The following is a 10,830-nucleotide window of genomic DNA, read 5'->3' as shown; positions in this document are numbered from 1 at the left end:
GGCTGCCGGGGAATGCCCCCACAAAGCGTGTATCGGGGAGCGACTGGGGGCATTCCCCGGCAGCCGGACCGGGAAACGTTTAGGCGTGTGTCTCCGAGAGCGACCGGGTGCATTCCCCGGCAGCCGGACCGGCAAGCTATGACAACCGTGTATCAGTGGGCGACTGGCGACATGCGCCAGCGTTCGTCCGGGGGGCTGTGGCGAGCTGCGGGCGCCCCGGAAAGCGGCGCCGAGCTTAGCTGCCTGATACCTTTGCCCACGGCCGGGCGAGGTCGCGCTGCAGGGCGAACTCAAGGCGCAGGACGACGCCCAGCACGCCCTTGCGGCGCTCATCGTCCGGATGCAGACGCCAGTTGTAGCTGGGCTCCAGTTCCACAAACAGGTAGGGCCGCCAGAGCTGGCGGCGGAGCACAAAGCCGAGGCGGTAGTTGCGCAGCTCATTCTCCGGGTCCGTCACCCCGTCCACAGAGCCGAAATACTCAAGCGCCACGGGTCGGGGCGAGCCGGCATGGAGGCGCCGGCGCATGGCCAGGCGGGAGCGCCACTCCGCGCCCTCCGTCTCCTCGCCGTAAACCACGCGCTGAGTCCAGCGCCAGATCGCGTTGTCGCTCTGCCGGTAGTTGATATCGAACTGGGAAGTCGCATAGACGCCCTCGTTGCTCTCGTGCTGCAGGCGCTGAATGAAGCGGTAGCCCAGATCCTCCGCCCAGGGAGCCTGGTTGCGGAACTTGACGCCGGGCTTGAGGCCGCCGGTGTTGGCGCTCAGAGTGAAATCGAAGCGATTGCGCCCCCGGTCGCCCACCCGGTACTGCAGGCCCACCTCCTCCCTGAACTCATCGTCGCCGGGGATGGCGGCATCCTCGTCTTCATCCGAGAACACGAGGTCCAGGCGCCGGGAAATACGCGGCAGCTGCAACTTGCCGCGGATCCGCGGCTTGGGATCATGCCCGTCGGCGCTGTTCCAGTCATCAACCAGCTGCAGGCGCAGGAGCGACTCCGCCTGCTCCAGGTTGTAGTCGGGGTCACCGAAGAACTGATCCATCCACTGGGTCAGCGCCTCAGCCTGGTGCGTAACGTAGGCATGGCTGCTGTCGACTCAGTTGCTGCCCGCCGTGTTCGGGTCCTGCGGCACGGGCGCCGTCCAGCCCACGAGGGACTCATTATTGTCCGCAGACACCGCCCCGGCCAGAAGAGCAGAAAGCGCAAGCACAGCGGCTGCGCTGACCGCGCCGGGCTTTGCCAGTACACTAGGCCCCATGAACGCACCCTTTCTCTGGCTACAGCATAGTGTACCGCAGCACGCACTGTCCCGGCTCACCGGTTGGCTCGCCGAGCTCGAGCGCCCGCGCTGGCTGAAGCATGCGGTCATCCGTGCCTTTGTGCGCCACTACGGGGTAGACCTGGACGAGGCCGCGCGCCCGTTCCCGGAGGCCTACGCCAGCTTCAACGACTTCTTCACCCGCGCCCTGGCGCCGGGCGTGCGTCCCCTCGCCGATGCGGCGCTGGTCAGCCCGGTGGACGGTGCGGTCAGCCAGAGCGGGGCGATCGACGGTGATCACATCTTCCAGGCCAAGGGCCGCGGTTTTTCCCTTCCGGCGCTGCTGGGCGGGGACCAAGAGCGCGCGGCGCGCTACCGGGGCGGTTCCTTCGCCACGCTCTACCTGTCCCCCCGGGACTACCACCGGGTGCACATGCCCTGCGATGGCCGACTGCAGGCCATGCGCTATGTGCCCGGCCGTCTGTTCTCGGTGAACGCGGCGACCGCTGCCGGGGTCGATGGGCTCTTTGCCCGCAACGAGCGCCTGGTCTGCCACTTCGAGGGGCCCATCGGGCCCTTTGCGCTGGTCCTGGTCGGCGCCATGATCGTCGCCGGTATCGAGACCCCCTGGGCGGGCCGCGTGGCACCCGCGCCGCGGCGTAATACGCTCACGGATTACACCGCACCGCCGGCGCCCGTAAACCTCGCCCGGGGCGAGGAAATGGGCCGCTTCTACCTCGGGTCCACGGTGATCCTCCTGTTCCCGCCGGAGACGATCGGCTGGGACAGCGCCTGCGCTCCCGGGGCGCGCGTCCGCCTTGGCATGGCCCTGGGCCATCGCCCCTGACGGGCGCAAAGCCGGCGCAAAGCTACTCAGCCCTCGTCGACAATGTGCCGGTAGCTCGCCAGGCGCTCGCGGCTGATGGCGCCGGCTTCCACCGCGCTCAGGAGCGCGCAGCCCGGTTCATCCCGGTGCCGGCAGTCGCGGAAGCGGCAGTGCCCGAGGAAGGGGCGGAACTCCCGGAAGCCCTCGGCCACCTGCTCCCGGGGCAGATGGTCGAGGCCGAACTCGCGGATTCCCGGTGAATCGATGAGGTCCCCGCCGCCGGGAAGGTGGTGCAGTTCTGCCGTCGTGGTGGTGTGGCGACCCTTGCGCCCGGGTCCCGACAGCTCCCCGGTGCGCCGGTCCAGCCCCGGCAGCAGCGCGTTCACGAGCGATGTCTTGCCCACGCCCGACTGGCCGACGAGCACGCTGGTATGGCCTGCGAGCGCCGCCCCCAGGGTCTTCAGCGCTGTTTCCCGGCTGGTCTTGATGACCCGGTAGCCCAGGCCTTGATAAGGGGCGAGAAGCGCCGCCATGGCCGCCGCAGGGGCGGGTTCGTCGAGAAGGTCCACCTTGTTGACCACCAGCAGCGCGTCGGCGCCCATGGCCTCGGTGGCCACGAGGTAGCGGTCGATGAGGTTCCGGTGCGGCGCCGGCTGCGCGGCGATGACAATGGCGACCTGGTCGATATTGGCGGCCACCGGCCGCGGCTCGCCGCGGGCATCGGGACGCGACAGCAGGGAGCGCCGCGGCAGCCGGGCGACCACGACGCCGATGGGCTCGCCGGCGCGGAAGACGACCCGGTCGCCGGTGACGAGCCCGTCGAGGTTGGCGCGCAGATGGCAGCGCTGTGGCGCGCCGGCCTCGCCGTCGCCTTCGACGTCGAGCTGGCTGCCGTAGTGGGCGATGACCACCCCCCCGGTCTCCGGCCCCAGGCGTTCGTCGCCGCCGGCGACGGCTTCCCGCCGCTCTGCCCGCCGGGCTCGCTCGGCCTGGATCTTCTCGATGCGCCAGGCCTGCTGGCGGGTGAGTCTGCGCTTGGTCATCGCCGGGATTATCCGGTGGCCACCGGAAGCTGTCGAGCGCGGTCTTGGCTTTGAAAGCCACACTGCCCGGGAATTACGCGATGCGGCAGAGGTGAGTGCGGGAGCGTTCTCTTTGCTACTGCTCTGGAATTACGCGATGCGGCAGGGGTAAGCATGGGATATTGCTCTCACAAAGCGTGAAACGGGGAGCGACTGAGAGCAATATCCCATGCTTACCCCGGGACTGTGCAGACACGCGCGAGAAGATAGTTCACCCTGGCTTTCCGGGCCGGCTGCGGGCGGGTGCCCCCAGTCGCTCCACGATATTCGCTTGGTGGGGGCACCCGCCCGCAGCCGTCCCTACCGTGTATGCGTTCGGCCGGGCGCTTGGCCTTGAATCTCGCGAACACCCTTTTTTCTTTCCCGCGGGCAACTAAACTCAACGAATGACAACGGGAGATAGCGCCATGCGCGATGCGAGCCACCTTGTGTGGGTGGATATGGAAATGACCGGGCTCGATCCGGAGCGGGACCGGGTGATCGAGATCGCCACGATCATTACCGACACCGACCTCAACACCCTGGCCGAAGGACCGGTACTCGCCATCCACCAGGACGAGGCCGTGCTCGCCGCCATGGACGAGTGGAACACCACCCATCACACGCGCTCCGGGCTGGTAGAGCGCGTGCGCAGCAGCGTCATGGACGAGAGCGCGGCGGTGGAGCAGACCATCGACTTCCTGAGCGCCTGGGTGCCCGAGGGGGCGTCCCCCATGTGTGGCAATTCGATCTGCCAGGATCGGCGCTTCATGGCCCGGCATATGCCGGCACTGGAAGCCTTCTTTCATTACCGCAACCTGGACGTCTCGTCGCTGAAGATTCTCGTTCAGCGCTGGCGTCCGGACATCGCCGCCGGTGTCACCAAGCGAGGGGCTCACCTCGCCCTCGACGATATTCGCGATTCCATTGCAGAGCTCCGCTACTATCGCGACAACTTCCTGCTCATTGACGACGCCTGAGGGCAGGGCGTGGTCCTGTCGCGAAGCCCTTCGGCCCTAGCGGGCGCCGTGCTGCCTGAGAGCCCAGGCGACGTGCTCGCGCACCAGCGCTGACGGGTGTTCCCGCCGGGCTTCCAGCGCGGCGAGTACCGCTGCCGTGCCGGGGGCGTTGCCGAGGCCCACAGCGAGATTGCGCAGCCAGCGCTCATAGCCGATCCGGCGGATCGGCGAGCCGGCGGTACGCTCGAGGAAGGTGGCCTCGTCCCAGGCAAAGAGCTCGGCCAGGGCCGGCGCATCGAGGCCGTGCCGGGGGCGGAAGTCGTCCTCGGCCGTGGCCTCGGCAAACTTGTTCCAGGGGCACACCAGCTGGCAGTCGTCGCAGCCGAAGACCCGGTTGCCCATGAGCGGGCGCAGAGCCTCATCGATGGACCCTTTGTGCTCGATGGTGAGGTAGGAAATGCAGCGCCGGGCATCGAGTTCGAAGGGGCCCGGGAAGGCGTCCGTCGGGCAGATGTCCAGGCAGGCGCGGCAGCTGCCGCAGTGCTTCTGCGTGCGCGGCGGGTCTGCGGGCAGGGGCAGGTCCGTGTAGATCTCGCCGAGGAAAAACCAGGACCCCGCCTGCTCATTGATGAGCATGGTGTTCTTGGCGATCCAGCCGAGGCCCGCGCGCTCGGCGATGGCCCGCTCCAGCACGGGCGCCGAGTCGACGAAGGCGCGGTAGCGACCGCCGCCGGTCTCAGCCTCAATGCGCCGGGCCAGCCTGGCGAGGCGCCGCCGGAGCACCTTGTGGTAATCGCGGCCGAGGGCGTAACGGGCAATGTAGGCGCGCTCGCCATCGTCCAGGGTGGCTGCGGGGTCGTCCCCGGGCGGCAGATAGTCCATGCGCACCGAGAGCACACGGCAGGTACCCGGGACCAGTTCTTCGGGCCGGCTGCGGCGGGTGCCGTGGGCGGCCATGAAGTCCATGCTCCCGTGGTAGCCCGCGTCCAGCCACTTCTGCAGGTAGCCCTCGTGCTCGGCGAGGTCCACGTCGCTGATGCCGAGCTGCTGGAAACCGAGTTCCCGGGCCCAGCCGCGGATGCGCTTGGCCAGCGCTGCCGGATTGTCGCTGGCGATGGTGGTAGTCACGGGTGCGCCTGCTGCGTCAGGATAGGAGCTTCGGGTACGGTATCATTCTGCCAGAAAGCGCCGCCCGCCGGGGGCGGCCTGCGCCACCGGGGGATTTATGCCGGATACGGCACCGTTACTTTACAGCGCGGACCAGACCCGCGCCCTCGACGCGGCCGCCATCGACCAGGGTGGCCTGCGCGGTCTCACGCTCATGGTCCGCGCCGCCGAAGCGGCCTTTGCGCGGCTGGCGCGACGCTGGCCGGCGCCGGCCGGGGGCAGCCTGTTTCTGCGCCTCGTCGCCACCGTCTCGCTGGTGGTGGCCGCCGTGGCCTGTGCCTGGGCCTGGCAGCTCGAGGAGCGCCTCACGCAGACAGGCTTCCAGCTGGAGCGTTACGAGCAGCGCATCGGCGAGCTCGAGGCGCGGCTGTCGGACACGGGGGAGGGGCTGTCCCAGGACACGGCGGCCATGGCCGTGAGAATCAAGGAGCTCTATTCAGAGGTCGACAAGCTCTGGGCCTCCGCCTGGCGCCGGAACAAGGCCCGCCTCGACGAGCTCGAGGGCACGAACACGAATCAGGGTGAGGCCATCGCGGCGCTGAAGAAGGACGTCGCTGCCGCCGGCAGCCAGCTGAAGACCGCGAGCAGCGACATTGCTCGCCTCAAGGGCGTAGCCGGAGACCTCGAGCGTCTCATGGGCAGCGCCAAAGCCAACCAGGCCCAGGTGGAACGCGTCGCCGACACGCTCAATCGCCTCGACCTGGAGATAAACCGCCTCGGCAAGCGTGTGGAGGCCAACGAGGGCTGGGTTGAGTCCATCAATGCTTTCCGCCGCCAGATCAACACCAGCATCAGTCAGCTCGAGGGCACTGTGCGCACCCTGCAGCAGGGCCCGGGCGCCGGCGGCGCCTGACGTCACTTTTTCCAAGGAGCAACCATGACCACCATCCGCCAGGACGATTTCATCGACAGCGTCGCCGACGCCCTGCAGTTCATCTCCTACTACCATCCCCTGGACTTCGTGCAGGCCGTGCACAAGGCCTGGGCCCTGGAGCAGAACCCGGCGGCGAAGGACGCCATGGCGCAGATTCTTATCAACTCGCGGATGTGCGCCGAGGGGCATCGCCCCATCTGTCAGGACACGGGCATCGTGACGGTGTTCCTGAAAATCGGCATGGACGTGCGCTGGGACGCAACGCTGTCTGTGAGCGAGATGGTCAACGAGGGCGTGCGCCGGGCCTACACGCACCCGGACAACGTGCTGCGCGCCTCGATCCTCGCCGACCCCGCGGGGGCGCGGAAGAACACCGGCGACAACACGCCGGCGGTCATTCACATGGAGGTGGTGCCCGGTGACACGGTCGACGTGCAGGTCGCGGCCAAGGGCGGCGGCTCGGAAAACAAGTCCAAGCTCGCCATGCTCAACCCTTCGGACTCCATTGTCGACTGGGTGGTCAAGACCGTACCCACCATGGGCGCCGGCTGGTGTCCGCCGGGTATGCTCGGCATCGGTATCGGCGGCACGGCGGAAAAGGCCGCGGTGCTCGCCAAGGAATCGCTCATGGACCCCATCGACATCCACGAGCTGCGCGAGCGCGGGCCCGCCAGTCGCGTCGAGGAGCTGCGCCTTGAGATCATGGATGCGGTGAACCGTTTAGGCATCGGCGCCCAGGGCCTCGGTGGCCTGACCACGGTGCTCGATGTGAAGATCAAGGACTACCCCACCCACGCAGCCTCCCTGCCGGTGGCCATGATCCCGAACTGCGCTGCCACCCGGCACGCGCACTTTGTGCTCGATGGCTCCGGGCCGGCGCTGCAGACGCCGCCGTCCCTGGACGACTGGCCCGAGATCACCTGGGAGGTGGGTGAGGGCGTGCGCCGCGTCAACCTCGATACGGTGACCCGGGAGGAGGCCGCGAGCTGGCAGCCGGGCGATACGCTGCTCCTGTCCGGCAAGATGCTCACAGGCCGCGATGCGGCGCACAAGAAGATGCAGGAGCTGATCCAGTCCGGCGAGGGTCTGCCTGAAGGCGTGAACCTGCGCGATCGCTTCATTTACTACGTGGGTCCGGTGGACCCGGTGCGCGGCGAGGTGGTCGGCCCGGCGGGACCGACCACCTCCACGCGCATGGACAAGTTCACGGATTTCATCCTCGAGCACACGGGGCTCCTGGGGATGATCGGCAAGGCCGAGCGCGGCCCCACGGGGATCGAGGCCATCAAAAAGCACGGTGCGGTTTATCTCATGGCCGTGGGCGGTGCCGCTTATCTCGTCTCCAAGGCTATCACCAGCTCCCGGGTCGTCGCCTTCCCGGAGCTGGGTATGGAGGCCATCTACGAGTTCGAGGTGAAAGACATGCCTGTGAGCGTGGCCGTGGACGCCCGGGGGACCTCGGTGCACCAGACGGGCCCCGCGGCCTGGCGCGCGAAGATCGAAGAACAGGCCCTCGAGCTCATCTGAGTGGCCGCGCCAACCTTTTACTGGCACGACTACGAGACCTTCGGGGCCGACCCGGCGCGGGACCGCCCGGTGCAGTTCGCCGGCCTGCGCACGGACGCGGACCTGAACCCGATCGGCGAGCCGCTGACGCTGTTCGCCCGCCCCGCCGACGATTACCTGCCGCACCCCCGGGCCTGCCTGGTCACCGGGATCACGCCGCAGCGCGCCCGCGCCGAGGGCGTGCCGGAGGCGGCGTTCATCGCCCGCATCCACGAAGAGCTGGCGCAGCCGGGGACCTGCGGCGTCGGCTACAACTCCCTGCGCTTCGATGACGAAGTCACGCGCTACACGCTGTACCGCAATTTCTTCGACCCCTACGCCCGGGAGTGGCAGAACAGTAACTCCCGCTGGGACCTCATTGACGTGGTGCGTACCGCCGAGGCCCTGCGCCCCGAGGGGATCGAATGGCCGCAGCGCGAGGACGGCCTGCCAAGCTTCCGTCTCGAAGACCTCACCGCCGCCAATGGCATTGCCCACGAGGGCGCCCATGACGCCCTCAGCGACGTGCGGGCGACGCTGGCCCTCGCCCGCCTCGTGCGCGAGCGCCAGCCGAAGCTCTTTGCTTACCTGCAGGGTCACCGCGACAAGAACGCGGCCCGGGAGGCGCTTGAGCTCAGCGCGTTGAAACCCGTGCTGCACATTTCCGGCATGTTCGGCGCAGCGCGGCACAACTGCTCCCTCATCGTGCCCCTGGCGATGCACCCGGGGAACCGCAACGAGGTGATCTGCTACGACCTCGCCGAGGACCCGCAGCCGCTGGTCGACGGCGATGCCGAAGCGCTCCGCGACCTGCTTTACACGCGCGCCGATGAGCTGCCGGAAGGCGTGCGCCGCCCGGGCCTGAAGAGCGTGCACCTGAACCGCTGCCCGGTGCTGCTGCCGCCGAAGATGCTCGACGGGCGCCTCGCCGAGCGCGCCGGCCTCGACGGCGACCGCTGCCGCCGGCACCTGGCGACGCTCCGGGCCTGGCGGGAGCGCGACGGCAAGGGCGTCGCTGAAAAGCTGGCGGCGATGCATACGCGGCCGGCGGACAGCGGCCGCCGCGATCCGGACCTCGCGCTCTACGGCGGTTTCCTTTCCGATGCCGACCGCCGCGCCTGTGATGCGGTGCGCGCAACGCCGCCGGAGGCGCTCGCCGAGGCGGTCTTCGCCTTTGAGGACGCCCGGCTGCCGGAGCTGCTCTTTCGCTACCGGGCGCGCAACTATCCTGAAACACTGGCGGAGGAGGAGCGGGAAGCCTGGGAGGCGTTTCGCTACCAGCGCCTGTCCGGCGAGGATGGGTTTGGCGGCGTGCATGTGGAGAGCTTCAACGAGCTTGTCGAGGCGCTGTCTGCCGGCGCCGATGCCCGTGCCGCGGCACTCCTGGGCGAGCTGCAGGCCTGGGGCGACTCGCTGCTCGCCTGACGGCGCGTCGCGCCCGTATAATGGGTGGCCGCCCCGGCTGCGGGACGGTACAGCAACAGGCGCGATCGGGGAGGAGCCATGGAGTTTGCCGGCAGCCACATGCTTTCCGTCGACCAGTTGGAACGCGGCGACGTTGAGCGGATCTTCGCTGTCGCGGACCGGCTCGAACCCTACGCCCGTCGTCGCCGGCGTACCCGCGTCCTCGAGGGTGCCATCCTTGGCGCTATGTTCTTCGAGCCAAGCACCCGCACGCGGGTCAGCTTCGGCAGCGCCTTCAACCTGCTCGGTGGCGAGGTGCGCGAGACCACAGGCTTCGAGCAGTCGGCCATCGCCAAGGGCGAATCCCTTTACGACACGGCGCGGGTGCTCTCCGGCTACTCTGATGTGATCGCCATGCGCCACCCTACCGCCGGTGCCGTGGCCGAGTTCGCTGCGGCGAGCCGGGTGCCGGTGATCAACGGCGGTGACGGCAGCAACGAGCATCCGAGCCAGGCGCTCCTGGACCTCTACACGATCGGCCGCGAGCTGGCCGGGCGCGGTCGCAGCATCGACCGGCTGCGCATCGCCATGGTCGGCGACCTGCGCTACGGGCGCACCGTGCACTCCCTCTGCAAGCTGCTCTGCCTCTTTGACCGCGTCCAGGTCGTGCTCGTGTCCCCGAGCGAGCTTCGCATGCCCGAGGCCATCGTCGAGGACCTGCGCGCCGCCGGCCACGAGGTGGTGGAATCCGATGCGCTGGAGGCGAGCATTGCCCACGTGGATATCGTCTACAGCACCCGCATTCAGGAAGAGCGCTTCCAGTCCCAGGCCGAGGCGGACCTCTACCGGGGCCGCTTCCGCCTCAACCAGTCCATCTATACCCGGCACTGCGAGCCGAACACGGTGATCATGCACCCGCTGCCGCGGGATTCCCGCGACAACGCCCGGGAGCTGGACGATGACCTCAACGACAACCCCAACCTCGCCATCTTCCGCCAGACCGACAATGGCCTCACGGTGCGCATGGCACTCTTTGCCCTCATCCTCGACGTGGTGGATCAGGTGGAGGAGCACGCCACGACCGTGAACTGGTACGTCGGGGGACGTACGTCGTGAGCTTTGCGCTGCGCTTCGGCGCCCGGGACGTGCGCATCCTCGACGAGAAGGACGCCTTTCGCGGTCACTTCCGGGTGGCGCGCCTGACCCTCTCGCACCGCTGCTTCGACGGTGGCTGGAGCGAGCCGCTGACCCGGGAAGTCTTCCATCGCGGCGACGCCGTGGGCGTCCTGCCCTATGAGCCGGAGAGCGATTCCCTGGTACTGGTGGAGCAGTTCCGGCCCGGTGCGCTGCGCGGGGACGACAGCCCCTGGATGCTCGAGCTCGTGGCGGGCATCGTCGAGGCCGGCGAAGATGATGCGGCTGTGGTGCACCGCGAAGCCGGCGAAGAGGCCGGCTGCCGGCTCGCGGAGCTGGTTCCCATCGCGAGCTACTTTCCCAGCGCGGGCGCCTGCTCAGAGCATGTGCGCCTGTACTGCGGCCGGGTGCTCGAGGCCGGTGTCGGTGAAGTGCACGGCGTGGACGGGGAGGGCGAGGACATCCTCGTGCACCGCCTGCCCCGCACTGAAGCCCTCGCACTGCTTGCCGCCGACCGCGTGCCCAACGGCCACACGCTGGTTGCCCTGCAGTGGCTGGCCCTCCACGGCGAGCGGCTCCGCCGGGACTGGCTGGGCGCCTGA

11 protein-coding genes are annotated in these 10,830 nt (G+C 68.6%); 7 read left to right on the top strand and 4 right to left on the bottom strand.

Annotation, left to right across the window (positions count from 1 at the left end; all coding sequences use genetic code 11):
- Positions 1 to 235 precede the first annotated feature (235 nt).
- The gene (locus tag HRUBRA_RS10960; protein WP_035517114.1) at positions 236 to 1,042 is read right to left on the bottom strand and encodes a hypothetical protein; all 807 of its coding nucleotides are present in this window, start codon (positions 1,040 to 1,042) and stop codon (positions 236 to 238) included.
- 54 nt (positions 1,043 to 1,096) lie between these two features.
- On the bottom strand, positions 1,097 to 1,258 hold the full coding sequence (locus tag HRUBRA_RS15310) for a hypothetical protein (protein ID WP_154664301.1): 162 nt from the start codon (positions 1,256 to 1,258) through the stop codon (positions 1,097 to 1,099).
- Between HRUBRA_RS15310 and asd the strand changes: the two genes are divergently transcribed.
- The gene (asd, locus tag HRUBRA_RS10955; RefSeq protein WP_035517112.1) at positions 1,257 to 2,105 is read left to right on the top strand and encodes an archaetidylserine decarboxylase; all 849 of its coding nucleotides are present in this window, start codon (positions 1,257 to 1,259) and stop codon (positions 2,103 to 2,105) included. The two genes, HRUBRA_RS15310 and asd, sit on opposite strands and share 2 nt — an antisense overlap.
- A gap of 26 nt (positions 2,106 to 2,131) precedes the next feature.
- On the opposite strand, the gene rsgA is transcribed toward asd, so the two are convergent.
- Positions 2,132 to 3,127, bottom strand: a complete 996-nt coding sequence (rsgA, locus tag HRUBRA_RS10950) for a small ribosomal subunit biogenesis GTPase RsgA (RefSeq protein ID WP_035517110.1) — start codon at positions 3,125 to 3,127, stop codon at positions 2,132 to 2,134.
- A gap of 446 nt (positions 3,128 to 3,573) precedes the next feature.
- Here rsgA and orn point away from each other — a divergent pair, with 446 nt between their 5' ends.
- Positions 3,574 to 4,125, top strand: coding sequence for an oligoribonuclease (gene orn, locus HRUBRA_RS10945; protein WP_035517108.1), 552 nt, complete (start codon positions 3,574 to 3,576; stop codon positions 4,123 to 4,125).
- A 36-nt stretch (positions 4,126 to 4,161) separates the two neighbouring features.
- Here orn and queG read toward each other — a convergent pair whose 3' ends face one another.
- Positions 4,162 to 5,232 (bottom strand): tRNA epoxyqueuosine(34) reductase QueG, encoded by a 1,071-nt coding sequence (gene queG, locus HRUBRA_RS10940; RefSeq protein ID WP_035517106.1) that lies wholly within the window; start codon positions 5,230 to 5,232, stop codon positions 4,162 to 4,164.
- 97 nt (positions 5,233 to 5,329) lie between these two features.
- Between queG and HRUBRA_RS10935 the strand changes: the two genes are divergently transcribed.
- From HRUBRA_RS10935 to HRUBRA_RS10915, 5 genes are all read left to right on the top strand, one after another.
- Complete coding sequence (locus tag HRUBRA_RS10935) at positions 5,330 to 6,124, top strand: hypothetical protein (protein WP_236629851.1); 795 nt, start codon at positions 5,330 to 5,332, stop codon at positions 6,122 to 6,124.
- Between the two features lie 24 nt (positions 6,125 to 6,148).
- Positions 6,149 to 7,672 (top strand): fumarate hydratase, encoded by a 1,524-nt coding sequence (locus HRUBRA_RS10930; protein ID WP_035517104.1) that lies wholly within the window; start codon positions 6,149 to 6,151, stop codon positions 7,670 to 7,672.
- Positions 7,673 to 9,115: an exodeoxyribonuclease I gene (gene sbcB, locus HRUBRA_RS10925; protein WP_035517102.1), complete on the top strand. Its 1,443-nt coding sequence runs from the start codon at positions 7,673 to 7,675 to the stop codon at positions 9,113 to 9,115.
- A gap of 78 nt (positions 9,116 to 9,193) precedes the next feature.
- Positions 9,194 to 10,210: an aspartate carbamoyltransferase gene (locus HRUBRA_RS10920; protein WP_035517093.1), complete on the top strand. Its 1,017-nt coding sequence runs from the start codon at positions 9,194 to 9,196 to the stop codon at positions 10,208 to 10,210.
- Positions 10,207 to 10,830 carry an NUDIX domain-containing protein gene (locus tag HRUBRA_RS10915; protein WP_035517090.1) on the top strand — a complete coding sequence of 208 codons (624 nt, stop codon included), beginning with the start codon at positions 10,207 to 10,209 and terminating at the stop codon, positions 10,828 to 10,830. Before HRUBRA_RS10920 ends, HRUBRA_RS10915 begins: the two co-directional genes overlap by 4 nt.

Origin of the sequence: Pseudohaliea rubra DSM 19751 (assembly GCF_000764025.1) — a bacterium.
GTDB classification, from domain to species: domain Bacteria; phylum Pseudomonadota; class Gammaproteobacteria; order Pseudomonadales; family Halieaceae; genus Pseudohaliea; species Pseudohaliea rubra.
Note: the sequence above shows the minus strand (reverse complement) of the source record. Positions and strands in the feature narration are given on the sequence as shown.

Excerpts from the sequence above, each read along its gene's own strand:
- asd (WP_035517112.1), top strand. The coding sequence starts at position 1,257 with ATGAACGCACCCTTTCTCTGGCTACAGCATAGTGTACCGCAGCACGCA.
- HRUBRA_RS10935 (WP_236629851.1), top strand. The coding sequence starts at position 5,330 with ATGCCGGATACGGCACCGTTACTTTACAGCGCGGACCAGACCCGCGCC.
- HRUBRA_RS10920 (WP_035517093.1), top strand. The coding sequence starts at position 9,194 with ATGGAGTTTGCCGGCAGCCACATGCTTTCCGTCGACCAGTTGGAACGC.
- HRUBRA_RS10930 (WP_035517104.1), top strand. The coding sequence starts at position 6,149 with ATGACCACCATCCGCCAGGACGATTTCATCGACAGCGTCGCCGACGCC.
- HRUBRA_RS10960 (WP_035517114.1), bottom strand. The coding sequence starts at position 1,042 with ATGGATCAGTTCTTCGGTGACCCCGACTACAACCTGGAGCAGGCGGAG.
- orn (WP_035517108.1), top strand. The coding sequence starts at position 3,574 with ATGCGCGATGCGAGCCACCTTGTGTGGGTGGATATGGAAATGACCGGG.
- rsgA (WP_035517110.1), bottom strand. The coding sequence starts at position 3,127 with ATGACCAAGCGCAGACTCACCCGCCAGCAGGCCTGGCGCATCGAGAAG.
- HRUBRA_RS15310 (WP_154664301.1), bottom strand. The coding sequence starts at position 1,258 with ATGGGGCCTAGTGTACTGGCAAAGCCCGGCGCGGTCAGCGCAGCCGCT.